The 24,732-nt window shown below is 70.5% G+C and carries 21 protein-coding genes; 8 read left to right on the top strand and 13 right to left on the bottom strand.

The features are described 5' to 3' along the window. Nucleotides 1-663: 663 nt before the first annotated feature. Nucleotides 664-1,176 carry a GNAT family N-acetyltransferase gene (locus tag VGD70_RS03460; RefSeq protein WP_331078019.1) on the bottom strand — a complete coding sequence of 171 codons (513 nt, stop codon included), beginning with the start codon at nt 1,174-1,176 and terminating at the stop codon, nt 664-666. Nucleotides 1,177-1,179: 3 nt separating this feature from the next. Continuing rightward, nucleotides 1,180-1,632: a DUF4304 domain-containing protein gene (locus VGD70_RS03465; protein WP_331078021.1), complete on the bottom strand. Its 453-nt coding sequence runs from the start codon at nt 1,630-1,632 to the stop codon at nt 1,180-1,182. 169 nt (nt 1,633-1,801) lie between these two features. Here VGD70_RS03465 and VGD70_RS03470 point away from each other — a divergent pair, with 169 nt between their 5' ends. From VGD70_RS03470 to VGD70_RS03480, 3 genes are all read left to right on the top strand, one after another. Beyond that, nucleotides 1,802-2,527, top strand: coding sequence for a response regulator transcription factor (locus tag VGD70_RS03470; protein ID WP_331078023.1), 726 nt, complete (start codon nt 1,802-1,804; stop codon nt 2,525-2,527). Between the two features lie 128 nt (nt 2,528-2,655). Continuing rightward, complete coding sequence (locus VGD70_RS03475; protein WP_331078025.1) at nt 2,656-4,488, top strand: acyl-CoA dehydrogenase; 1,833 nt, start codon at nt 2,656-2,658, stop codon at nt 4,486-4,488. Nucleotides 4,489-4,566: 78 nt separating this feature from the next. After that, on the top strand, nt 4,567-4,845 hold the full coding sequence (locus tag VGD70_RS03480) for a GlsB/YeaQ/YmgE family stress response membrane protein (RefSeq protein ID WP_331078027.1): 279 nt from the start codon (nt 4,567-4,569) through the stop codon (nt 4,843-4,845). Between the two features lie 60 nt (nt 4,846-4,905). Here the strand turns inward: VGD70_RS03480 and VGD70_RS03485 are convergent, their stop codons facing one another. The 11 genes from VGD70_RS03485 to VGD70_RS03535 form a co-directional block, all read right to left on the bottom strand. Beyond that, nucleotides 4,906-6,732, bottom strand: a complete 1,827-nt coding sequence (locus tag VGD70_RS03485) for a VanW family protein (protein ID WP_331078050.1) — start codon at nt 6,730-6,732, stop codon at nt 4,906-4,908. Nucleotides 6,733-6,793: 61 nt separating this feature from the next. Further along, nucleotides 6,794-7,087: a co-chaperone GroES gene (locus VGD70_RS03490; RefSeq protein ID WP_331078052.1), complete on the bottom strand. Its 294-nt coding sequence runs from the start codon at nt 7,085-7,087 to the stop codon at nt 6,794-6,796. 115 nt (nt 7,088-7,202) lie between these two features. After that, nucleotides 7,203-7,664 carry a DUF3291 domain-containing protein gene (locus tag VGD70_RS03495; RefSeq protein WP_331078029.1) on the bottom strand — a complete coding sequence of 154 codons (462 nt, stop codon included), beginning with the start codon at nt 7,662-7,664 and terminating at the stop codon, nt 7,203-7,205. 10 nt (nt 7,665-7,674) lie between these two features. After that, entirely contained in the window at nt 7,675-9,885 is a 2,211-nt protein-coding gene (locus tag VGD70_RS03500; protein ID WP_331078031.1) for a hypothetical protein, read from the bottom strand. Nucleotides 9,886-9,969: 84 nt separating this feature from the next. After that, the gene (locus tag VGD70_RS03505; RefSeq protein WP_331078033.1) at nt 9,970-10,752 is read right to left on the bottom strand and encodes an amino acid ABC transporter ATP-binding protein; all 783 of its coding nucleotides are present in this window, start codon (nt 10,750-10,752) and stop codon (nt 9,970-9,972) included. Next, nucleotides 10,749-11,708, bottom strand: coding sequence for an amino acid ABC transporter permease (locus tag VGD70_RS03510; protein ID WP_331078035.1), 960 nt, complete (start codon nt 11,706-11,708; stop codon nt 10,749-10,751). Before VGD70_RS03510 ends, VGD70_RS03505 begins: the two co-directional genes overlap by 4 nt. A 2-nt stretch (nt 11,709-11,710) precedes the next feature. After that, the gene (locus VGD70_RS03515; protein WP_331078037.1) at nt 11,711-12,697 is read right to left on the bottom strand and encodes an ABC transporter substrate-binding protein; all 987 of its coding nucleotides are present in this window, start codon (nt 12,695-12,697) and stop codon (nt 11,711-11,713) included. Nucleotides 12,698-12,787: 90 nt separating this feature from the next. Continuing rightward, nucleotides 12,788-15,481: an MGH1-like glycoside hydrolase domain-containing protein gene (locus VGD70_RS03520; protein WP_331078038.1), complete on the bottom strand. Its 2,694-nt coding sequence runs from the start codon at nt 15,479-15,481 to the stop codon at nt 12,788-12,790. A gap of 198 nt (nt 15,482-15,679) precedes the next feature. After that, on the bottom strand, nt 15,680-16,789 hold the full coding sequence (locus tag VGD70_RS03525; RefSeq protein WP_331078039.1) for an MFS transporter: 1,110 nt from the start codon (nt 16,787-16,789) through the stop codon (nt 15,680-15,682). 157 nt (nt 16,790-16,946) lie between these two features. Further along, entirely contained in the window at nt 16,947-18,380 is a 1,434-nt protein-coding gene (locus VGD70_RS03530; RefSeq protein WP_331078054.1) for a M20/M25/M40 family metallo-hydrolase, read from the bottom strand. 17 nt (nt 18,381-18,397) lie between these two features. Continuing rightward, nucleotides 18,398-18,583 carry a hypothetical protein gene (locus VGD70_RS03535; RefSeq protein ID WP_331078040.1) on the bottom strand — a complete coding sequence of 62 codons (186 nt, stop codon included), beginning with the start codon at nt 18,581-18,583 and terminating at the stop codon, nt 18,398-18,400. Between the two features lie 460 nt (nt 18,584-19,043). On the opposite strand from VGD70_RS03535, the gene pdhA reads away from it, so the two are divergent. The 5 genes from pdhA (at nt 19,044) to VGD70_RS03560 (ending at nt 24,671) form a co-directional block, all read left to right on the top strand. Next, nucleotides 19,044-20,249, top strand: coding sequence for a pyruvate dehydrogenase (acetyl-transferring) E1 component subunit alpha (gene pdhA / locus VGD70_RS03540; protein WP_331078041.1), 1,206 nt, complete (start codon nt 19,044-19,046; stop codon nt 20,247-20,249). Then, on the top strand, nt 20,249-21,271 hold the full coding sequence (locus VGD70_RS03545) for an alpha-ketoacid dehydrogenase subunit beta (protein ID WP_331078043.1): 1,023 nt from the start codon (nt 20,249-20,251) through the stop codon (nt 21,269-21,271). Before pdhA ends, VGD70_RS03545 begins: the two co-directional genes overlap by 1 nt. A gap of 3 nt (nt 21,272-21,274) precedes the next feature. Continuing rightward, entirely contained in the window at nt 21,275-22,633 is a 1,359-nt protein-coding gene (locus VGD70_RS03550; protein ID WP_331078044.1) for a dihydrolipoamide acetyltransferase family protein, read from the top strand. Between the two features lie 386 nt (nt 22,634-23,019). Next, nucleotides 23,020-23,214 carry a hypothetical protein gene (locus tag VGD70_RS03555; RefSeq protein ID WP_331078046.1) on the top strand — a complete coding sequence of 65 codons (195 nt, stop codon included), beginning with the start codon at nt 23,020-23,022 and terminating at the stop codon, nt 23,212-23,214. Next, complete coding sequence (locus tag VGD70_RS03560; RefSeq protein WP_331078048.1) at nt 23,211-24,671, top strand: hypothetical protein; 1,461 nt, start codon at nt 23,211-23,213, stop codon at nt 24,669-24,671. The genes VGD70_RS03555 and VGD70_RS03560 overlap by 4 nt, the downstream gene beginning before the upstream one ends. Nucleotides 24,672-24,732 lie beyond the last annotated feature (61 nt).

The following is a 24,732-nucleotide window of genomic DNA, read 5'->3' on the forward strand; positions in this document are numbered from 1 at the left end:
TGCACGGCTTCAAGCTGAACGCCCAGGCGGGCGGCGTGCACCGCTGCCGCCGCTTCGTGGCCCACGGATGACCACTTAGGCGGGCCGTGGCCCCGGCAACCCTGCTGCCGAGGCCACGGCCTTTCTTTGCCCGGCATGGCATCAGGCTGATGAAGGTCGCCCGATTGGGGCCGGGGGCAGCGGCGAAGTGAAGCGGGCCGAGAGCGCAACGGCGAAGCCGAAGGCGAGCCTAGGAACGAGCCAGCAGCAAGGGCCGAGGGCGGCAGCGGGGAGAGCCGAACAAGCCAGCGGCGGCGAGAGCGAGGCAGGCCGAGCACTGCCGCGACGAGGCCGAAGCGGGCCCGACAGCGCGAGGTTGAGGGGCCCGGGACCGTCGGCGGGCGTGGATGGGGCGCAAGCAGCACGACGCAGCCCGGAGAACAAGCAGGGCCCCGAGTGCCGGCGACCCAGAACCCGAACAACGAGCATCAGCAAGCGCCGCGCCGCAAGGGCGCGGCCTCCGGCCCCCGGTATTCATTCTACGAAGTCCCACCGACAAAACGGCCGCCCGCCGCCAACCCAACCTGTGGACAACCGGACCGAGGGCGGCCCCCCGGAATCCGCGAAACCCCACCGACAAGACGGCTGTCGCCGACACGGCCTGTGGACCAGCCCGACGGCGACCTAGCGGCGGGCAGTCATGCGGATCGCGTCCCGGGGCTCGGTCCCCACTTGGTGGTGGGCGCGGACGGTGCCGCGTTCCATGAAGCCGCAGTGGCGGGCCGTCGCACGGGAAGCCTCGTTCCACGGCTCCACGAACAGCTCCAGCTCCTCGGTGCCGTTCTCGAACGCCCAGCCCGCCACCACCGCCAGCGCCCGCGCCGCGAGGCCGCGGCCCCGGACGGACGGCACCAGCCAGTAGCCGACCGTCGCGCAGGCCTCGCGGGGCCACAGGCCTATCTGGCCGACCGCGGGGCCGTCGAGACAGACCGCGAACGAGTAGCCCAGGCCCGACCGCGCCCGCTCCCACTGGCGCTCGACGAACGCGCGGCACTCGAGCTCGTCGCCGGACTCGGGGACCGTCGTGATCTGGGGGATGTACGGGTCCTTCGACGCCGCCTGGACCGTCGGCACGTCGGCCAGGGACCACGGGCGCAGCAACAGCCCATCGACGAGCAGCGTCGGGACGTCCAACAACAGTCAGGCCATGCGGTCGCGCATGGCGGGCAGCGCGAACTCACGCACCGCGGTGAGCACCTCGCGGGCCAGGGACTCGAACGGGTGGCCGACCTCGAGCTCCCACCACAGCTCCCCGATCGGGTGGCCGGCCACAGTGACGAGCTCGCCGATGGGTGAGTTCCAGCCCATGATCTGCGTGCGGGTGACCTCGCCGGCCGGGTAGTACGGGCGCACCCGCAGCTGCTCGGCCCACTCGTCGCGGGAGATGACCCCGACGTGGACCGTGAAGCGGACGGCTCGCAGGGTGAACGACCGGGCCTGCTCGACGACGACCTCGCCCCAGTGCCGGTGGCCCTCGATACGGAACCGGCGACCCACGCCGAAGAATCCGAGCGCGCGCAGACCCGGGGCCAGGTTGGTGTCGACCATGAACCTGAACCAGTCCTGGGCGTTGCGCTCGATGTCAGACTCCACAGTGCCACCAACAGTAGTGCCGCGATGCCACGCAGTGCTAAGTGTTCGCTATCGCTCAGATTACTCTCTGGGGCGCCTTCGTCACTGTCGAAATAGCCCTTCGTGAACCGCGTCACGGCAGCGCTTCCATCTCGTCCCTGAACCGACGGCGGCCAGGCAGGAGGACGGGATGACAGTGAGTACCGAGCGACAACCGGCACGCGCGGCGACGACCACGGTCAGCGTCGCGCTCATCGACGGCACCCCGCTCGTGCGGGAAGGCCTGTCCGCCCTGATCCACCGCACACCCGGGCTGCGCTGGCTCGGCGCCGCCGAGTCGGTGACCCCCGGGCTGCGGCTGTGCCAACGCCTGCGCCCGAACGTGGTCGTGGTGGACGCCGCTCTCGACCCGCGCGGGCACCTCGCGCACGTCCTCACCGCCGGCAACCGCGAGACCGCCGTCCTCCTGCTGATCGACGAGGCCCGCCGGACGACCCAGTACATCGCGAGCGCGCTCACCGCGGGCGCGCGTGGCGTGATCCGCCGCTCCGCCCAGCCGGGCGAGCTGGTCCGCGCCATCACCGCGGCGCACACCGAGGGCCGCTACCTCGACCCCGCCCTCGCTCCCACGCTCGCCGCCCCGCCGCCGCGCATCCAGCAGCCCCGCCAGCCGCTGTCCAAGCGCGAGCACCAGGTCCTCCAGCTCATCGCCGACGGGCTGGAGAACCAGGCCATCGGCGACATCCTCTTCGTGTCCGTGGAGACCGTGCGCACCCACGTCAAGAGCATCCTGCGCAAGCTCTCCTCACGGGACCGCACGCACGCGGTCGCGGTCGCCTTCCGGTCCGGGGTGCTGGTGGTGGACGAGGTGGATCGACCATCGGCCGTCCCGGGGTCGAGGCCCGCTCGCGACTGACCCCGTGCGGCCCAGGTCCGGGGTGCAATGGACGACGGTTCCAGGAGTTTCCTTGCCGGATGCTACCGGCAAGTAATATCCTGATGTTACCGCCGAGTAGGGGACCGTCCAGAATGGGGAGCGCCGACATGGGCCACTACCAGAGCAACGTCCGGGACCTCGAGTTCAACCTGTTCGAGGTGTTCGAGATCCAGCAGCGGCTGGGCAAGGGCGTGCTGGCCGAGTCCGACGAGGACACCGTGCGCGGGGTCCTCGGTGAGCTCAACAAGCTGGCCACGGGCCCGCTCGCGGAGTCCTTCGTCGACGGCGACCGCAACCCGCCGGTGTTCGACCCCAAGACCCACTCGGTGACGCTCCCCGAGTCCTTCCGCAAGTCCTACCAGCAGCTGTGGGACGGCGAGTGGTGGCGGCTCGGCCTCAGCAACGACCTCGGCGGGCTCGGCCTGCCGCCGTCGGTGCAGTGGGCCGCGGCCGAGCTGATCCTCGGCTCGAACCCCGCGCTGTTCATGTACCTCTCCGGGCCGAACATGGCCCAGGTCCTCCACCGCAACGGCACCGACGAGCAGCGGCACTGGGGCGAGCTCATGATCGAGCGCGGCTGGGGCGCCACGATGGTGCTCACCGAGCCCGACGCCGGCTCGGACGTCGGCGCGGGCCGCACCAAGGCGGTCAAGCAGGACGACGGCTCGTGGCACATCGACGGCGTGAAGCGCTTCATCACCTCCGGCGAGCACGACCTCGGGGAGAACATCGTCCACATCGTGCTGGCGCGGCCGGAGGGTGCCGGCCCGGGCACCAAGGGCCTGTCGATGTTCATCGTGCCCAAGTTCCACTTCGACACCGAGACCGGTGAGCTCGGCGAGCGCAACGGCGTGTTCGTCACCAACGTCGAGCACAAGATGGGCCTGAAGGTCTCCACCACCTGCGAGCTGAGCTTCGGCCAGCACGGGGTGCCGGCCAAGGGCTGGCTCGTCGGCGAGGTGCACAACGGCATCGCGCAGATGTTCCAGATCATCGAGTACGCCCGGATGATGGTCGGCACCAAGGCCATCGCGACGCTGTCCACCGGCTACCTGAACGCGCTGAGCTACGCCAAGGACCGGGTGCAGGGCGCCGACCTCACCCAGATGCTCGACAAGACCGCGCCGCGGGTCACGATCACCCATCACCCGGACGTGCGCCGCAGCCTCATGCTGCAGAAGTCCTACGCCGAGGGCCTGCGCGCGGTGTACCTGTACACGGCCACGCTGCAGGACCAGGTGTGGACCGGCGAGGGCGACGAGGAGTCGCTGGAGCTGGCCTCCCGGGTGAACGACCTGCTGCTGCCGATCGTCAAGGGCGTCGGTTCCGAGCGGGCCTACGAGCAGCTCGCGCAGTCGTTGCAGACCCTGGGTGGCTCCGGCTTCCTGCAGGACTACCCGATCGAGCAGTACATCCGCGACTCGAAGATCGACTCGCTGTACGAGGGCACGACCGCGATCCAGTCGCTGGACTTCTTCTTCCGCAAGATCGTCCGGGACAAGGGCACGGCGCTCACCTACCTCGCCGGCCAGATCTCCACGTTCATCGAGGCGGAGAGCGGCAACGGCCGGCTCAAGGAGGAGCGCGGGCTGCTCAAGCAGGCTCTCGAGGACGTGCAGGGCATGCTCGGCGCGATGATCGGTCACCTGACCAACTCGCAGAACGACCCGCAGAGCGTCTACAAGGTCGGGCAGCACAGTGTCCGGCTGCTGCTGGCCGCCGGCGACCTCATGGTCGGCTGGCTGCTGCAGCGCCAGGCCGAGGTGGCCATCGCCCGGCTCGACGCCGGGGTGTCCGGCAAGGACAAGGCGTTCTACGAGGGCAAGATCGCCGCGGCGTCGTTCTTCGCGCGCAACGTGCTGCCGGAGCTGTCCGCCGGTCGCAAGATCGTCGAGGCGGCCGACAACTCGCTGATGGGGCTCGACGAAGCCGCGTTCTGATCGTGATCGACGTCGAGGTGTAGCCGCGGCGGATCGGTGGTATCTGTAATTCACCACTCGATTCGCTGAGGAGCAGCTATGTGGTCAGTGAGCGCAATCGTCGGTCTGCTCATCGCCGGAATCATTCTGGGCATCCTCGGACGCCTGTTCGCTCCCGGCCGGCAGGACATCCCCTTCTGGCTGACCATCCTCGCCGGCATCGTCGGTGCGCTGGTCGGCAACATGTTGGCCGGCTGGACGGGCGTGGCGAACACCGCGGGCTTCGACTGGTGGCGGCACATCTTCCAGGTCGTCGTCGCCGTGATCGCCGTGATCCTGGCCGCGTCGCTGTACCCGCGAGCACGCACTCGCGCGTAGGAGATTCCAGGACCTGACGAAAGGGCCCCCGCCGAACGCGGGGGCCCTTTTCGTGCTCGGTCAGCCGGGCGGTGGTGGCTTGCAGACGATCTTGGGCTGCGGGTTGTACCGGACCGAGCGGGTCTTGCGGCTGACCTCCGCGCCGGTCTTGGCGTCCCGGATGATCCGGGTGTCGGAGGTGGTGAAGCCCTGCGCGCCGTTGCCCGCGTGGCAGTTCTTCGCCGTGCTCTCCTTGAGCTGCGGCTCGGTGAAGTTGCTGCGGCCGCCGGTGACCGACTCGACCTCGTAGTGCTTGGTACCCCAGATCTTCACGGTGATCGAGCTGGGCGTCCAGATCGTCTGGATCGCGATGCCGGTGGGCGAGTTGTTGGTGAACTTGAGGTCGATGACGCTGCTGCCGTCGTGGTTCTGGAACACCGTGGCCTCGCGGGCGGCCGGGTAGCGGCTGATGTAGTAGCTGTGCTCCCGGTGCCCGGCGTCGGTCATCGCGGCGAAGTAGGCGGCGTTGTAGAGCGTGGTGGCGAACTGCGAGATGCCACCGCCGACCTCCCGGCCCGGCGCGCCCTCCTTGATGACGCCGGCCTCGACGTAGCCCTGGGCCGCGGTGCGCGGGCCGGTGTGGCCGTTGAGGCTGAAGGTCTCCTTGGGCTTGACGATGGCGCCGTCGACCTCCGCGGCGACCGTCCGGATGTTGATGCCGGAGTCGGCGGCGAAGCCGCGGGTGGTGAACTCGCCGATGACCTCCTTGATGCCCAGCTTGTTGGCGGCATCGGTGGTGACCTTGGCGGGCTTGGCCGCGTAGGCGGCGGTGAGCTCGCGGCCGTCGGCCTTCTTGAGCACGTCCTTGAGCGGGCGCAGGCTCTTCTTCCAGTCGACGCCCTTGCCGTCGACGGACGGCTCGACGGTGGGTGTGCCGCCGGTGAACACGATCTGCGCGTCCTTGCCCTCGATCTCGGTGGACGCGAGCTGCGGCTGCACCGCGGCGGCGACCTTCTTCTCGTCGATCTTGACGGTGAGCCCGCCGTCGGGGCCGGGCTCGAACACCAGCGCGGCGGCGATGGCCGGCGGCTCGAGGCGGGCGTCCTTGCCGTTGCCGTGCACGACGACCGGGCCGGACACCGCGGGCTTGGCGATCTCGTCGATGGCCCGCTGGACGCCGTCGGACGTGGTCTTGACCGGGGTGGTGTCGACCGGCAGCTCAACCGTGTCGCCGGTGAACCAGCCGTCGATGAGCGCCTGACGGGCGCCGGGCGCGTCGAGCTTCTGGCCCTGCCTGGGCTCGACCGCGACAGGGGTGACGCCGTCGAACTTGATGCCGCCCTCGGTCGGCTCGCGGTCGGTGTCGGTGCGCAGCTTCTCGACGGCGGCGGTGAGTGCGGTGTTGTCGGTGGTGGTGGCGACGCCGACCTCGCGGGTGGTGAAGAACGAGGTGAGCCGGGTGATCGGGTTCAGCGGCTGGTCGCCGGCGAGCGCGAGCGTGCCCTGCCAGTCGGCGGACAGGCCCGCCTTGGCCGGCTCGATCTTGGCGTCGACGTCACCGATCCTGACGTCGACCGGCTCGGTGCGGCGCGGCTCGATCCGGGCCCGCAGCACGTCCTCGGCCGCCTGGTGGGACTGGCCGCCGATGTCGACGCCCGCGACGCTGACGCCGCGCGGGACCTCGCCGCTACTGAGCATCAGGTCGACGCCGTAGAGGACGACGAGCGCGCCGAACACCGCGCCGGCGACGATGCCGGCCTTGCGCAGGTTCGGCTTCTTCTTGTCCTCGCCGTCGGGCGCGTCGGGCTGCTCCAGGACGGGCCGGAACTGGACGGTCGGCTCGTCATCGGGCGCACCGGTGCCGAGCGTGGCCGCGCCGGGTGCGGGTGGCGTCGGCCGCACAGGCATGAGCACGTCGGTCTGCTCCGCGTGCGACTCCGGCCACCTGTGCTCCACGACTCGCCTTCCCCTAGAGATACAGCCCAGTGCCGTGCTCGGTGCGCTCGCTGGCGATCGCGTGCAGGTCCCGCTCCCGCATCACCAGGTAGGTCTGCCCCTTGACCTCGACCTCGAACTGGTCGTCCGGGTTGAACAGCACCCGGTCACCGACGTTCACGTTCCGCACGTTCGTGCCGGCGCCGAGCACGTCGCCCCACGCCAGTCGCCTCGCCATCTGGGCCGTTGCCGGAATGACGATGCCACCACTGCTGCGCCGTTCGCCCTCCTCGGGAGTGAGCCGCACCAAGACCCTGTCGTGCAGCATCTGGATCTCGAGTTTGAGTTCTGGCACCGACGCATGTTAACCGTCGGCCGGGGCCGCGCTGCGACGTGGCGGCCAGTCCGCTCCGGCGGCTTTGCCGGCCCGCCGGCCGCCCCTGCTAGCCGTGGCGGGCCGGGTGTCTCGCCGGGCGTTCGCGGATTCCGGTGGGGTCGAAGCGGACGCGGAGGGTGAAGGCGCGCGGGGTCGGGCCGTAGCGGCGGAGGAGTCGCAGGTGGGCCAGGGCGTCCTCGGCCGTGGGCTGGGTTCCCGCGGAGAGCCACCACAGCACGGTGCTCGGCTGCTCGACCTGGTCGAACCACTCGTGGCGGCGTCGGAGGAAGTGGCCGTGGGCGCTGCGGTAGGTGTACTCGTGCAGTGGCTGGTAAGACTTCCACACCGACACGTTGAGGATCAGCCGCGGGTCGCCGGCCACCCCGGTGCGCAGGCGCCACACGAAGCCCGGGGCACGCTCGGCCAGGTGGTTGATCCGGTCGACCGCCGCCTCGAACTCGGCCACCCGCGGCGAGGACGGCGGGTGCCGCAGCCGGGACAGGTTGGCCTGGGCCAGGTGGAACTCCACGCCCACCACGCTAGCTCGACCGGCGGAGCATCCGGGTCAAGCCGGCCGCCACCGTGGTCGCCAGGATCCAGCCCGACGCGATCAGGCCCGCGGTCACCCACTCGGACGGCCCCGACAGGTGCCAGCGGTTCTTGTAGCCGAAGTCCACGATCGGCACCAGGTGGTCGATGGTGAACAGGAACGGGTTCCACACGAGGTGGTCGTCGCGGTTGGCCTCGACCGGGTTCGGCTGCACCGAGAACCACACCGTCCCGAGAACCAGCAGCAGGGCCAGCGACAGCAGCGCGCGCATCGGCTTGTAGCCGTAGCCGACGACGTAGCGCTGCAGCCAGCTCCAGATCCGCACCACCGGACCCAGCACCCGGTAGCCCTCGGCCAGCGCGACGTAACGCCACCGCTGCTTGTCGATGAGGACCGTCGAGGCGTGCTCCTCGTTGCCGCTCGCCCGCAGCATCACGGCGAACTGATCGTACGGGCCCGGCCGGTAGCTGCCGCCCATCGCCTTGCGCAGCAAGCGAAGCCTGCGCCGGATCTGCGCGTCGTCGTCCAGCTCGATCGGGACCGCGAGCGCGTCGTAGCGGAAGTCGTCGAGCTCGATGTGGCCGGTCGCGTCCCAGAACGTGTCGTTGTCCAGCAGCGAGGCGCACCGCGCGTGCCGCAGGTTCACCTTCCCGCGCGGCGCCACCGCCACGTCCAGCCGCAGCTCCTGGGTGATCAGGCCGTACGCGTTGATCGCCGTCGCGTTCAGGCTCGAGCCGACCTCGGCGCCCTGGAAGTTGGTCTGCCGGCCGATCTCCGCACGCCGGATCCGGATCTCGCCGTGCGCGGAGAACGCCTGGTTGTCCCGGTCCCCGTGCGCGCACACGAGGTCCCGGCCGATCCGCGCGCTCCGCAGGTCCACCGAGGGCTTGCGCGACCGGTCCCGCCGGTACCGGCCGGGGTTGATGAACCGGCTCGCCCGCAGGTCGAGGTTGGCGCCGATGTTGGCCTCCGGCAGCAGCATCGAGCCGAACACCGTGAGCCCGCGCGCGTCGAGGTTGCCGCCCGTGGTGAACCGCCGGCCCTCGACCACGTCGCCGTTGCGGTTGCACAGCACCGCGCCGTCGAGCAGGACGCTGCCCCGCGCGGACACGTCGACGACCCGGATCTGGCCGGCGATCCGCGCCTGGCGGGCGTCGATGCCGCCGTCGACCTGCGAGCCGTCCAGGTGTAGCGCGCGGTGCTCGTACGGCCCCGGCAGCTTCTTGCCGGTCAGCTCGGCGAACGGCTCCGCGCCCTCGGACAGGTCGATCGACGCGCCGGTCAGCCGCATCGAGCCGCCGATCCGCGCGTTCACCATCCGCACCGTGCCGGTCGACTCGAAGCCCTGGTCGAGGTCCACGTTGCCGGACACCTGGATGCGGTCGGCGATCAGCGTGGCACGCGGGTCGAAGAACCGCTCCTGCACGCGGTCCCGGGTGCTGTCCTCGGCCGCCGGGATCAGCTCGGCGCCGCTCAGCGAGAAGTCGCTGTCGATGCGCGCGCTCGGCAGGAACAGCCACCCGGTCGACCGGAACCGGCGCTTCGTGCTCGGCACGCACTGCAGGTTCCCGCCGATGTGCAGCCCGTTGCCGTCGAGGGAGAACCCGTCCGGGTTGTGCAGCCACGCGCCGGCGAGGTTGACGTTGCCGCCGGTACGCAGACCCGGGATCCGGATCCGCCCGTTCACCTCGAGGTTGGCACCGAGCAGCGCACCGGCGATCTGCAGCCGGTCGGCGTGCAGGGCGTAGCGGCCGGGGTTGTCCAGCTGCGCGCCGGTGACCTCCAGCGAGCCGCGGATCTCGCCGTCGGTGAGGTCGACCTTGCCGTGCACCTGGGTGCCGCCGACGAGCCGGATGTCGTTGTGGGTGTAGATGTTGCGGCCCTCGAGCCCGGGGAGCCAGCACTCGTAGAACTCGCAGCCGCCGAGCTTGGCCTGGCGCAGGTCGGGCGGGGATTCGAAGCGGCAGCGGACGAACTCCAGCAGGTGCGGGAACTCGAACGCGCGCAGGTCCAGCACGCCGCTCACGTGGCTGTCGGTGAACCGCAGCACCGGCGGGGTGAGCTTGCGCATGCGCCCGGCGCCCGGCTCGAACGCGAAGATCTGCCGGACGATGTCCTCCGCGCGCACGCGCGCCCACTCGGGCGGCGTCGGGTCGAACGGGTCCAGCCAGCGGCCGGCCCGGTCGTCGTCAGTGGTCATCGGTGCCCCCAAGCACAAGGATGGTCCGTCGGATGGGACGGTCCACCGGCACGCTCGGTTCCCGCTCGGGCGTACGGCGTCGGGTCAGTGGAGCACCTTGCCCAGGAACGCCTTCGTGCGCTCGTGCCGCGGGTTGGCCAGGATCTCCCGCGGCCGCCCCTGCTCGACGATCACGCCGCCGTCCATGAACACCAGCGTGTCCCCGACCTCGCGCGCGAAGCCCATCTCGTGCGTCACGACCACCATCGTCATGCCGTCGTCGGCGAGCTTGCGCATCACCGCGAGGACCTCGCCGACCAGCTCGGGGTCCAGCGCAGAGGTGGGCTCGTCGAACAGCATCAGCTTCGGCTCCATCGCGAGCGCCCTGGCGATCGCGACCCGCTGCTGCTGCCCGCCGGAGAGCTCGCGCGGGTAGGCCTTCGCCTTGTCCGCGAGGCCCACGCGCTCCAGCAGCGTCAGCGCCCGCTGCCGGGCCGAGGACTTGCCCTCGCCGCGGACCTGGATCGGCGCCTCCATCACGTTCTCGCACGCGGTCATGTGCGGGAACAGGTTGAACCGCTGGAAGACCATGCCGATCTCGCGCCGCTTGGCGGCCACCTCGCTGTCGCGCAGCTCGTAGAGCTTGTCGCCCTTCTGCCGGTAGCCGACCAGCTCGCCGTCGACCCACAGCTTGCCCGCGGTGAGCTTCTCGAGGTGGTTGATGCAGCGCAGGAACGTGGACTTGCCCGACCCGGACGGGCCGATCACGCACATCACCTCGCCGGGCATCACCTGCAGGTCGATGCCCTTGAGCACCTCGAGCCGGCCGAAGTGCTTGTGCACGCCCTCGGACCTGACCATCGGGGTGATCGTCGTCGGTTCGGTCATGCCAACCCCGATTTCGGCCGGCCGAACCCGAACAGCCCGCGCTGGCGGGCCGGCAGCGTGCCGCGGGAGTACCGGCGCTCGATGAAGAACTGCGCGATCGACAGCACCGACGTCAGCACCAGGTACCAGATGCTCGCGACCACCAGCAGCGGGATCTGCTGCAGGTTGCCGCCGTAGATGAGCTGTACCTGGGTGAACAGGTCACCGACCGCGATGACGCTCGCGAGCGAGGTGGTCTTGAGCATCGAGATCGTCTCGTTGCCGGTCGGCGGGATGATCACCCGCATCGCCTGCGGCAGCACGATCCGGCGCAGGATCCTCAGCCTGGTCATGCCCAGCGCCTCGGCCGCCTCGGTCTGCCCGGAGTCCACCGACAGGATGCCGGCGCGGACGATCTCGGACATGTACGCGGCCTCGTTGAGCCCGAAGCCGAGCACCGCGCCGACGAAGATCGGGATCAGCAGGTTCGAGTCGAAGTAGACGAACTCCGGCCCGAACGGGATGCCCAGCGAGATGACCGGGTACAGGATCGCGATGAACGACCAGAAGATCACCTGCACCAGCACCGGCGTGCCGCGGAAGAACCAGGCGTAGAGCCAGGCGATCGTCGAGACGATCGGGTTCGGCGACAGCCGCATCACCGCGACGATGATGCCGAGCACGACGCCGATGACCATCGCGAGCGCGGTGAGCTCGATCGTCAGCCACAGGCCCGAGAGCACCCGCGAGGAGAACAGGAACCGCCAGACCACGTCCCAGCGCCAGGCCGGGTTGGTGGCCAGGCTGTGGACCAGCATCGCGCCCAGCACGAGCAGGACGCCGGCCGCCACCCACCGCCCGGGGTGGCGGACCGGCACCGCGACGATCTGCTCCGGCGGGGTCCGGGCCGCGGGCTCGGCCTCCGCCGGGGCGGCCGCGTCCTCGGTCTCCTTCGTTCGATCGGGACCTTCGGTCATGTTCAGTAGATCGCGCCGTTGATCTTGGACTCCTCGATCCCGCCGGTGACGCCCCAGTTGTCGAGGATGTCCTGGTAGCCGCCGTCACTGATGAGCTTCTGGACCGCGCCCTGCACGGCCTCCTTCATCGTGCCCGCGGCCTTGGGGATCCCGATGCCGTACGGCGCGGCGTCGGTGTCCTTGCCGACCTTCTCGAACGCGTTGCCGGTCTTCTTCACCGCGTAGTTCACGACGGGGGTGTCGGCGAGGTAGGCGTCGATCCGGTTGGCCTGCAGCGCCGCGTTGACGTCGGTCTGCTTCGGGAAGCCCTGGCCCTTCGGCGGCTCCTTGCCCGCGGCGGAGCACGCCTTCACGACCGAGCCCTCGACCTCGGGCTTGGTCAGCTGGTCGAGCTGGGTGGTGCCGTTCTCCGCGCCGACCGCCTTGCCGCACAGGTCCGTGATCGACTTGATGCCCTTGGGGTTGCACTTGCGGACCATGGTCGACGTGCCCGCCTCGAGGTAGGTCACGAAGTCGACGGTCTGCTCGCGCTCCTTGGTGTCGGTGAACGAGGACATGCCGAGCTCGTAGCGGCCGGCGTTGAGGCCGGCGAGGATGCCGTCGAACGACGCGTTGACGAACTGCACCTCGACGCCGAGCACCTTGCCGATCGCCTTGCCCATGTCGACGTCCATGCCGATGATCTCGTCGGAGCCCTCGAGCGTGTACTCGTTGGGCGCGTACGAGGCGTCGGTGGCGATGATGATCTTGCCGTCGGCCTTGACCTTGGCGGGCACCATGCCGGCGAGCGCGCTGTCCGAGGGCGCGGCGACCGCCAGCGGCTTCGGGTCGGGCACGTTGGAGACCTCACCCGGGGTGCACGCACCACCTCCGCCGCCACCACCGCCGTTCTGGCCCTGCGGCCGGTCGGTGGTCGCGCCACAGCCGGCCGCGAGCAGGCTCGCGGCACACAGCGCGGTGAGGACGGACAGGTGGGTACGTCGGGACACTTCGTCACTCCCTCGAGCCTTGCGGTCTGAGTTCAGCGAATCCTGCCATTTGGGATGCGTGGCGGACAGCATCGGCATGTTACGGACGGGTCACCATGTCCGTTTCGGGTCGGGCCACCCCGTTAACAGGACCGCGACGAGTGCCGTCCACCCGGTCTGATGGGTGGCGCCGAGCCCTTCGCCGGTGTCGCCGTCGAAGTACTCGCTGAACGTCACGTGCTCGGTCCACAACGGAGAGTCGTGTGCCTCGATCCGCTTGCCGTCCGACGGTCTTCGCCCGTCCGGGCCGGGCAGGAAGAGCCCGGCGAGCCGGCGGGACAGCTCGCGGGCCGCCGACCCGAGGGTGACCTCGCGGGCCGAGCCGGTCGGCAGCTCCACGGTGAAGCCGGCGCCGTGGAAGGAGTCGATCGTGTGCAGGGCCTGGACCAGCAGCGCGTTGGTGGGCAACCAGACCGGCCCGCGCCAGTTGGAGTTGCCGCCGAACATGGGCGTGCGTGACTCGCCGGGCTCGTAGCCGACCCAGTGGTGCTGGCCGGCGACCTCGACGGTGAGCCCGTCGCGGTGCGCGGCGGACATCGAGCGGATCCCGTGCGGGGACAGGAACTCGGCCTCGTCGAACATCCGGGCCAGCACCCGGCGCAGCTTGTCCTCGTCGAGCAGCGACAGCAGCGCGCGCTTGCTGTCGTCCGGGCCGGTCTGCCAGCTGATGAACTGGCCGAACTCCGGCTGGTGGTGCAGCAGGTAGTTCAGCCGCGCGGCGAAGTGCGGCAGCTCGGTGAACACCCAGGGCTCGAGCACCGCGGACGCGAGCAGCGGGATGAGCCCGACCATCGAGCGCACCCGCACGGGCATCGACTCGACGCTGCCGTCCCCGTGGGTGCGGGAGACCAGGTCGTAGCAGAAGCCGTCCTGCTCGTCCCAGATGCCGCGGGCGGCCGAGCCGAACCGGGAGGACACCTGGGCGATGGACAGGAAGTGCTCGACGAACTTGGTGGCGACGTCCTCGTAGGCCTCGTCGTGCCGGGCCAGCTCGAGGGCCATCCGCATGAGGTGCAGGGCGTAGGTCGCCATCCAGGAGGTGGCGTCGGACTGCTCGAAGCGCCAGCCCTCGCCGAGCACCTCGGAGCGGTTGACCGGGCCGATGTTGTCCATGCCGAGGAAGCCGCCCTCGAACAGGTAGTTGCCCTCGGGGTCCTTGCGGTTGACCCACCAGGAGAAGTTGAGCAGCAGCTTGTGGAACACGCGGGCGAGGAACACCCGGTCGCCCTGGCCGGTGCGGCGCTCCTCGGCGCGGTAGACCTGCAGCGCGGCCCAGGCGTGCACCGGCGGGTTGACGTCGCCGAACTCCCACTCGTAGGCCGGGAGCTGGCCGTCCGGGTGCATCATCCACTCGCGACACAGGAGCAGCAGCTGGTCCTTGGCGAACGCCGGGTCGACCGCGGCGAAGGGGACCATGTGGAACGCGAGGTCCCAGGCGGCGAACCAGGGGTACTCCCACTCGTCGGGCATGGAGATGACGTCGGCGACGTCGAGGTGGCGCCAGTGCCGGTTGCGTGCGCCGGGCCGGGCCCGCTCGGGTGGGGACGGCGGGTTGGCCGGGTCGCCCTCGAGCCAGTGGCGCAGGCGGAACCGGTAGATCTGCTTTGTCCACAGTAGACCGGCCAGGGCCCTGCGGGTGACCGCGGTCTCGGCGGGCCGGCCGGGGTCGGTGAGGCCGGCGTAGAAGTCGTCGGCCTCCTTGCGCCGCTGGCCCATGGTGGTGCGGAAGGTGCGGCCGAACGCGCGGCCGTGCCCGTTGCCGGCGATGAGTCGCAGTTGGACGGACCGGGACTCACCCGGCGCGATGCTGTCGAAGTGGTACCAGGCGGCGGCCTTCGTGCCGGGCTGCGAGGCGGTGCCGGGCTCGACGACCTGGCAGGCGTCGGGGTCGCCGCGGACGAGGAGGTCGTCGATGCCGGCCTTGGTGTAGCGGCTGGGGTTTCGGCCGCGGCCGAAGAGGCTGATCTCGTCGGTCTCGTTGTCGGTGACGAGCATCGTGGGGTTGCCGCTGGCGTGCAGGGTGTAGCGGCCGATGAGCGAGTGCTCGGCCACCACGCGCGTCCAGCCCTTGGCGGTGGAGGCGATGAGGGCCGGCCGGCGCGCGTCGCGGCCCCAGGACCAGGTGTTGCGGAACCACAGCTGGGGCAGCAGGTGCAGGGGCGCGGGGTCGGGCCCGCGGTTGGTGGCGGTGATGTCGACGCAGATGTCGTCCGGCCCGGCCTTGGCGTAGGTGACCTCGACGTCGAAGAACCGGTTGTCGGCGAGCACGCCGGTGTCCGCGAGCTCGGGCTCCCGCTCGTCGCGGCCAGCCTGCTGGGCCATGTCCCGCAGCTGCTGGTAGGGGAACTTCTGCTGCGGGTAGCGGTAGAGGACCTTCATGTAGGAGTGGGTGGGGGTGCCGTCGAGGACCCACCAGTACTCCTTGACGTCCTCGCCGTGGTTGCCCTCGCCGTTGGTGAGGCCGAAGTAGCGCTCCTTGATGATGTCGTCGACGCCGTTCCACATGGCGACGGCGAGGTTGAGGAACCCGTGCCGGTCACAGATGCCGGCGATGCCGTCCTCGCCCCACCGGTAGGCGCGGGTGCGGGCCTGCTCGAAGGTGAAGTAGCTCCAGGCGTCGCCGTTGTTCGAATAGTCCTCCCGGACCGTGCCCCACTGCCGGGCGGCGAGGTAGGGACCCCACAGCCGCCACGGCGAGCTCATCTCGCCGGAGTCGGCCAACCTGTCCCACTCGGCGCCGCTCATTCCGCCGGTACTCGCGCACTCATGCCGTCCATGATGCCGGTTGCCCCTCCACCGCCGAGCAAGCGTCAAGTCTCCGGACGCCGACCAGCGATGACGTACTCCCGCCTACCGAACGCAGCCGGAGGGTCACCGGCCGCTCGGGGGATCGGACCATGCGACCGACCTGCTCGTCGACAAGCACGGCGACGGCTGGTGCGTCTACGGCTGAGCCCGGCGCCTGGTCGAGGCCACGAACACGGCCGCGAGCACCACGTAGAGCGACATCGCGACGGTGAGGCCGCGGTGGTCGGCGATGAGGCCGATCGCCAGCGGGGTCAGGACGCCGACCTGGGCGACCGCCTCGGCGATGGCCGACGTCGTGCCGGCCTGGCCGGGGCGCAGGGTCAGGTAGCGGGCCTGCAGGAGGATCCACGCGAGGTTCACCGCGGCGCCGACCGCGGCCGTGCCGATGGCGGCGGTCACCACGTTCGGCACCAGGAGCATCAGCAGGACGCCGGCGAGCAGTAGCCACGCGCACGGTCGCAGGCCGACCTGGCGGCGGTTGGTGCGGCTGGCCCAGGCGGCCGCCGCGATCCCGCCCGCCATGCCGGCACCGGCGGCGAGGGTGGCGATGGCCGGGCTCACCCCGCGGTCGGTGGTCAGGAACGCCACGACGAAGCCGACGAACGTGTCGTCGAACGCCACGACGAGCCCGACGAGCAGGCCGGCGACGATCACCCGCCGGTCGCGGACGACCTCGAGCATGGTGCGCCAGGGCTGGTGTTCCGGTTGCTCGGCGGGCCGCGGGAGCTTCTGGGTGGCGAGCACGAGCCCGTAGGCGACCATCATCGCGCCGGCGGCGACGAAGGCGGCCCGCCAGCCGAGCCCGGTGGCCAGCGCGCCCGCGAGCAGCAGCGGCCCGACGAGGTCCCCGATGGCGGCGAGCAGGTTCGACCGTGCGAGCGCGGGTTCGACGTTCTCGCCCGCGACGTCGACCAGCGCGACCTCGACCGCCCGGACGAGCGCGTCGCCGAGCGTGCCCATGACCACGACCGCGAGGAACAGGGTGAGGAAGTCGTGCGCGGCGGCGAACAGCCAGAGACCGACCCCGTAGCCGACCCCGCCGACGGCCGCCATGACCCGCCGGCTCACGTGGTCGGCGAGCACCCCGAGCGGCGTGGCGAGCAGGCCGATGCCGGGGTAGAGGGCGAGCAGGAACCCGGCTTGGACATAGCTGAGGCCGACGTCCTGCCGGATGGACTCCACCGCGCCGTAAGGCAGGAACGCCACCGTCTCGTCGGCGAACCCGACGAGAAGCAGCGACGCCACCAACGTCGCGGGGAAGCGGGGGGCTAGGTCAGTTCACCATCGAAACCAGGCGCGCATGATCGCGAGGCTAACCAACGGATACGCCGCGCCGCCAACGATTTTAACGGCGCCCCCGGCGAACCGGAGGCGCCGTCGGGACAGGGTCGGGACAGGAAGGTCAGCCGCGGGCGTGGGCGGCCAGGAGGTGGGCGACGGCCTCGGTCACGCGTTTCGCGTGGGGGATGTTCAGCCATTCGTCCGGTACGTGGGCGTTGCTGTCGGCCGCCAGGGCGCCGGTGACCACGAACTGGGCCGCCGGGTAGTGGTCGGCCAGCGTGCCCATGAAGGGAATCGAGCCGCCCAGCCGCATCGTCAGCCACGGCTTGCCGTCGAACACCGCGTCGCTCGCCGCGTCCAGCGCCGACTGCAGCCAGGGTGCGGTCACCGGGGCGTTCCAGCCCGGGCCCTCCTCCGAGCGGGACAGCTCCACGTGCGCGCCGTACGGAACGTCCGTGGTCAGCGTCCGTTCCAGCGCCGCCAGGGCCTTCTTCGGGTCGGCGGTCGGCGGCAGGCGGAAGCTCAGCGTCAACGTCGTCTCCGTCCGCAGCACGTTGCCGGCCTCCGCGGGCAGCGGGAAGCCCGCCCCGCCGATCACCGACAGCGTCGGCCGCCACGAGTTGTTCAGCATCAGCTCGACGTCGTCGTCCGACACCGGGCGCATGCCCTCCAGCAGCGGGAACGCCGTGCGTGCCGCGCCGGGGGCGAGGTCGGCCAGGTCCTTGATCTCCGCCAGCCGCTCGGGCGGCACCTCACCGTGCATCTCCGGCAGCAGGATCTCGCCGGTCTCCGCGTCCTCGAGCCGGTCCAGGAGAACCCGCATGATCCGGAACGAGCTCGGCACGATGCCGGACGCCATGCCGGAGTGCTGACCGGACGCCAGCACCTTCACCGTCACCGTCGTGGACGCCAGGCCGCGCAGCGACGAGGTGAGCCACAGCCGCTCGTAGTCCTGACCACCGGAGTCCAGGCACACCACGAGCGAAACCGCGCCGAGCTTGTCGGCGTACCTCTCCAGGTACGCGGGCAGGTCGGGACTGCCGGACTCCTCGCTGGTCTCCAGCAGCACGACGCACCGGGCGTGCGGTCCGCCGGCGGCACGCACGGCCTCGATCGCCGCCGTCGCCGCGTAGCCGGAGTAGCCGTCGTCGGCCGCGCCCCGGCCGTACAGGCGACCGTCGCGCAGCACCGGGGTCCACGGGCCGAGGCCCTCGCCCCACCCGCCGACCGGCGGCTGCTTGTCCAGGTGCCCGTAGAGCAGCGCGGTGCCGGCGTCGGCGCGCACGCCCTCGGTCGGCGGCACGTCGAAAAGCAGCACCGGGCTCTTGCCGGGCAGCCGCAGGATCTCCGCGGTGGCGCCCTCGATGTCTCGCGCCACCAGCCAGCGCCGAACGTGCTCGACCGCCGCGTCCAGATGTCCGGAGGTCTCCCACGCCTCGTCGAAGATCGGGGAGAGCGCGGGGATCGAGACGAACTCGGACAGGCTGGTCAGAACCGCGTCGTCCCAGACTCGCTCAACAGTGCCGCGTACCAATGCGTTGTCCACCCGCTCGATACTGCCACGGCCGGCGGCTACCAGGCGTCACGCAGGATGGGCCGCTCCGGCTCCTCCGAAGGCACCGGCGGCGGGGGCGGCGCGGCGTGCTCGGCGGCGGCCCGGGCCGCGTCCGCGATGATCTCGTCGGCGGTCCGCACGGCCGCGGCCAACGCCTCCTCCGCCTGGCGGACGCGGGCGTCCTTCCAGCTGTCGTCGGCCACCCCCGCAGCGTAGGCGACTGAGCCGGTGGTCGATCGATCATCGAGCGAACCCGACTACCATTGCTGTGACACAGATCACGGGTGCTCAGTGTGCGTGCGTCGCGACGGTCGCCAAGGGCCGCGGGGTCCGTCCGGACCCGCCCCGGGACCGGGCGACGGCGGCGGCTCTGAGCTGCCGCGTTCACCGCTCGCCAGGAGGTGGTCACGCTTCACCCGAATGCCTCCCGCTGACGCCCGAATGTCGGTTGTCCTATCGTTTCCGCAGCTCAGCGCATCACGGAAGGACACGGACCGACGTTCGTACCTCACCGGATCGAGCTAACGCGTGCCAGGATGGAGCCCGAAACCGTCAGCGCCACCGGTGGCCCGAACCGCCCCTTACCCGGGCCGGTAGCCGTCGGTGGCGCGGCCGGAAGCGACGCCACAAGCGAGCGCCCGGCGCCGACACCAAGGAGAACGCATGTCGTCCCCAGAACAGTGGACGCACCCGGAACCGGGGGTTGGGCCGGCCGCCACCGCGGCCACGCCGACCGCAGAGCAGGTGATCGCGGGTTTGCGCGCAACGAGCGAGGGTGGCGAGGAGCTCGTCCAGCTCCTGACCCCCGAGGGTGAGCGGGTCGAGAACCCCGAGTGGGACCCCTACGTCGCGGACATCACCGCGGAGGACCTGCGCAGCCTCTACCGCGACATGGTCCTCACCCGCCGGGTCGACCGCGAGGCGAACGCGTTGCAGCGGCAGGGTCAGCTCGGCATCTGGGTGCCGCTGCTCGGCCAGGAGGCCGCGCAGATCGGCGCCGGCCGGGCACTCAAGCCGCAGGACATGGTCTTCCCCAGCTACCGCGAGCACGGCGTCGCGTGGTGCCGGGACGTGCCCCCCACCGACCTGCTCGGCATCTTCCGGGGCACCGACCACGGCAGCTGGGACCCCATCGCCAAGCGGTTCCACCTGTACACCATCGTGATCGGCAACCAGGTGCTCAACGCCGCCGGATACGCGATGGGGCAACGGTTCGAGGGCAAAGTCGGCGACGACGACGGCGAGGCCACCATGGTCTTCTTCGGCGACGGCGCCACCAGCCAGGGTGACGTGCACGAGGGCTTCGTGTGGGCGTCGGTGTACGACGCGCCGCTCGTGTTCTTCTGCCAGAACAACCAGTGGGCGATCTCCGAGCCGACCGAGCGGCAGAGCCGGCTCCCGCTCTACCAGCGCGCCCGCGGCTACGGCTTCCCCGGCGTGCGCGTGGACGGCAACGACGTGCTCGCCTCGCTCGCGGTGTCCCGCTGGGCGCTCGACGAGTGCCGGCACGGCAACGGCCCGGTGCTCATCGAGGCGTTCACCTACCGGATGGACGCGCACACCACCACCGACGACCCGACGCGCTACCGGCTCGCCGACGAGCTCGAGGCGTGGAAGCTCAAGGACCCGATCGAGCGGGTGCGGGTGAACCTGGTCCGGCACGAGCACGCCGACCACGCCTTCTTCGACTCGGTGCAGGCCGACTCCGACCAGCTCGCCGCCGAGCTGCGCGAGTTCTGCGTCAACATGCCCGAACCGCCCAAGGATCGGATGTTCTCCAAGGTCTACGCGGACGGCAGCCCCGCCGTGGCCGCCCAGCGCGACGCCTACCTCGACTACGCCGCGGGCTTCGCGGGAGGTGAGCACTGATGGCAACGCCGGTGCTGAACCAGGCCACCGAGTCCGCCGCGTCCGCGACCCGGACGGTCACCCTCGGCAAGAGCCTCAACCTCGGGCTGCGCGCGGCCATGGAGGCCGACCCGAAGGTCATCGTGATGGGCGAGGACGTCGGCAAGCTCGGCGGCGTCTTCCGCATCACCGACGGGCTGCAGAAGGACTTCGGCGAGCACCGCGTGCTCGACACCCCGCTCGCCGAGTCGGGGATCATCGGCACGGCGGTCGGCCTCGCGATCCGCGGCTTCCGCCCGGTGTGCGAGATCCAGTTCGACGGGTTCATCTTCCCCGCGTTCGACCAGCTGGTCTCCCAGGTCGCCAAAATGCACTTCCGCAGCCAGGGCAAGATCAGGCTGCCCATGGTCATCCGGGTGCCGTTCGGCGGCGGGATCGGCGCGGTCGAGCACCACTCCGAGTCGCCCGAGTCCTACTTCGCGCACACCGCGGGCCTCAAGGTCGTGTCGTGCTCGAACGCCGTCGACGCCTACTGGATGATCCAGCAGGCCATCCAGAACGACGACCCGGTGCTGTTCTTCGAGCCGAAGCGCCGCTACTACGAGAAGGGCGAGCTGGACGTCGACGCGACGCCCGACCCGCTGTTCTCCTCGCGCGTGCTGCGCCGGGGCACGGCCGCGACCCTGGTCGGCTACGGCCCGATGGTGAAGACCTGCCTCGAGTCCGCGGCCGCGGCCGCCGAGGAGGGCACCGAGCTGGAGGTCATCGACCTGCGCACGCTGTCGCCGCTGGACCTCGGGCCGGTGTACGAGTCGGTGCGCCGGACGGGGCACCTGGTCGTCGTCAGCGAGGCGCCGGGCGAGGCGTCGATCTCCTCGGAGATCGCCGCGCGGGTGCAGCAGGAGTGCTTCTACTCGCTGGAGGCGCCCGTGATCCGGGTGACCGGGTTCGACACGCCGTACCCGCCGTCGAAGCTCGAGGAGGACTTCCTCCCCGACCTCGACCGGGTGCTGGACGCCGTCGACCGTTCGCTGGGCTGGTGACGCATGCCTGACTACAAGGTCTTTCCCCTCCCCGACACGGCCGAGGGCCTCGTCGACGCGGAGATCCTGGCGTGGCACGTCGAGCCGGGTGACGAGGTCAAGGTCAACCAGATCATCGTGGAGATCGAGACGGCGAAGGCCGCGGTGGAGCTGCCGTGCCCGTGGGCCGGGGTGGTCACCGAGCTGCACGCGCAGGCCGGGGACACGGTCAACGTGGGCAGCCCGATCGTCACGATCGACATCGACCCGGGTGGTGCCGCCGCCGCTCCGGCTGCGCCTGCCCCGGCTGCCGCCGCGCCGGCGCCGGCCGCCGCCGAGTCCAACGGGCAGGCGATGCTCGTGGGGTACGGGCCGAAGGCGGGGTCAGCGAAGCGCAGGCCGCGCAAGGCCGCCGCCAGCGCGGGCCCGGTCGTCACCGAGCCGCCGGCGCGGGTCGCACCGGTCACGCCTGCCGCCCCGGAGCCCGCGCTGATCGTGCCGGACTCCCCGGCGGCGTTGCTCGAACCGCGTGGCCTGGTGCCGCTGGCCAAGCCGCCGGTGCGCAAGCTCGCCAAGGACCTCGGCGTCGACCTGCGCACGCTGGCGACGAACGGCGTGATCACCCGTGCGGACGTCCAGCGGGCGGCCGCGCCGTCCCCGGCCCCGCTTTCTCCCGAGGGCGGTGTCCGCGAGCGGCGGGTGCCGATCAAGGGCGTGCGCAAGATGACCGCGCTGGCCATGGTCGAGTCGGCGTTCACCGCGCCGCACGTCACGGAGTTCCTCACGATCGACGTGACGCCGATGATGGAGCTGCGCGCCCGCCTGAAGACCGACGCGCGGTTCCGGGACGTGAAGATCACCCCGCTGACCTTCGCCGCGAAGGCGGTGTGCCTGGCGGCCGGGCGGACGCCGGACATCAACGCGGTGTGGGACGGCGACGCCGCGGAGATCGTCTACAAGGACTACGTGCACCTGGGCATCGCGGCGGCCACGCCACGCGGCCTGATCGTGCCGAAGGTCCGGGATGCCGATCGAAGGTCGCTGCGCGAGCTGGCCGAGGCCATCGAGGCGCTGACGGTGACCGCCCGCGAGGGCAAGACCGCGCCGGCGGACATGGTGGGCGGCACGTTCACGATCACCAACGTCGGCGTCTTCGGCGTGGACACGGGCACCCCGATCATCAACCCCGGCGAGTCCGCGATCCTGGCCCTGGGCGCGATCAAGGACCTGCCGTGGGTCGTCGGCGGTCAGGTCGTGCCGCGCAAGGTGTGCCAGCTGGCGCTGAGCTTCGACCACCGCGTGATCGACGGCCAGCAGGGTTCCCAGTTCCTGGCCGACGTGGGCGCGTTGCTGGCCGACCCGTCCCTGGCCATCACCTACTGAACCAGCCACGAAGGGGAGCCGTCGAGCGACGGCTCCCCTTGCGGCTTTTCCGGACGAATCCGCACACGCGTCCCCGGGCCTGTTGCTAGGCTCGCTCCAGTGCGTGTCAAGGGGAACACGCTCTGTACAACACCTGGGGGTGTGTTCATGCCCGATGGATTCTCCGTCCAGCGTCCGTCCGGTCCGCCGCAGTTCAGGCACGTGTCCGATGCCCTCGGTGCGACGAACCGGCTCTACGGGGAGCTCGCCGACAAGCACGCCACCGTGTTCCACACCCTTCTCGGTGACCGCGGGCCGGACGGGAGCTGGCCTGTGGCTCCACCGGACAGGGAAGACGTTCCACGCGGTCGTCCCTCTTCGCCGACGTGGCCGGTGACGTGCTGAAGATGAGTGCGGACGGCGACTCGGTCGGCGGTTACTGGTGGCGGGACCTGGCGAAGTCCTACCTGCACACCCAGGAGGAGATCCTCACCGCGGCCAAGGACGAGGTCGACCAGCTGGAACGGACGATCAGCGGGTTGGTCGGACGGTTCAACGGCGACACCGACATCCAGAACTTCATCAAGGACTACGCGTCGTGAGCAACCGAGTGATCGCGCTCGCCTGCATTGCTGTGCTGGGGTTGGCCGGGTGCACGACCCCGCCGTCCACTGATCGGACCTCGCCGACTGAGCCCACCGAACGTCCCTCAGCGCCGAGCCCGAAGGACCGCGACAAGGGCGCTGTCCTGGCCGCCCTCCGCCGGCTCGACCTCTGCGCGCTGCTGGACAAGGCGATGGCCGCCACGCCGCAATTTCCCCCCGATGCGGAACCGACCGCACACCAGCCGTTCCAGTGCCGGCTGGACGGAATGGCGCATCCCGTCACCGCGGCGGCCGTGACGATGATTCACGACACGCGGCTCTCGTTGCCGGTTCGCGCCATCGGCGGAGCCAAGGCCTATGTCGACCAGGGCACCTCCACCTGCGATGTCTTCCTACCGGTCAGCTTCGAGCTGGCGATCCAGTTCTCGCAGATGCCGCAGGGGCAACCGAATGACGAAACCTGCCGTGTGGTGACCACCCTCGCGACCGCATCAGCCGCGGCACTGGCCGACCCGACCGCGGTACAGATCGAACCCAGGTGGGATGCCTGCAGCGTGCTCCGCGACGCGCTCGGCTCGGAAGCCGACGAGGCCAAGCTGGTGGGAAACACGTTCGACGACTGCACGGATTTCTCCCATCAGCCGATACCCGCGTCGATCTCGTTTGCCGACGACTTCATTTCCACGGGACAACCACGGACCGAGACCATTGGCGGCAAGCAAGTACGGATATACGCGCAGGACGGAAGCTGCGACATCTACTGGCGTCAGGGACCGTTCAGCTCGAAATACGCGACCGAACCCGACTATCAGGTCCTTGCGATCACACCCGACTGCGACCGGTCGAAGGCACTCGCCGAGTCCCTGATGACCGTGCTCGGGACGGCGCCGCCGGCCGATGTGGCACCACAGCGGCCGTTGCTCTACACGCCGGACGAACCGGACAGCCCATATCCCGGGGCGTGTGCCTACGTCGACGTGAGCGATCCGAAGCGCTGCAAGCCCTACGCCGAGGTCCCGGTGCCGGCCGACCCGGCGAAGATCCCGGCGGCCGCCCTGGCCGACGCCGATGTCCTCTGCGCCGTGGCGGTCGACGCGGTCGCCACGTACTTCGGTACCCGGTTGCGCCCGGTCGCGGTGTCGGACGCGGGCACCGACTGCTACTTCGTGGAGCCGGAACGGCAGATCCACCTCGGCTTCACGATCGACGGCGGTCCGCCGCGCCGCGACCCCGGCGACCGGCAGGCGAGCGTCGCCGGGCATCCCGGCTATGTCGCGGCCGACGCCAGCCAGCACGAATACCGGCTGTCGACGTCGTCCAAGCTCGACGGCCACGGGACCGTGACCCTCGCGGTAACGACCGGACCCGTGAATTCGCGCAGCCCGCTACCAACCGGCACCGACAAGAAAACGAAGGCCGTTCTCGCCGACATCCTGCGGACATACTTCTCGTGACGCCGACTCAGTCACGCAGGCACCGTTTTCGAGGGGAACGCGCTGCGCATCACTGGGGGTC

It is taken from the genome of Actinophytocola sp., from assembly GCF_036402745.1.
Taxonomy (GTDB): domain Bacteria; phylum Actinomycetota; class Actinomycetes; order Mycobacteriales; family Pseudonocardiaceae; genus Actinophytocola.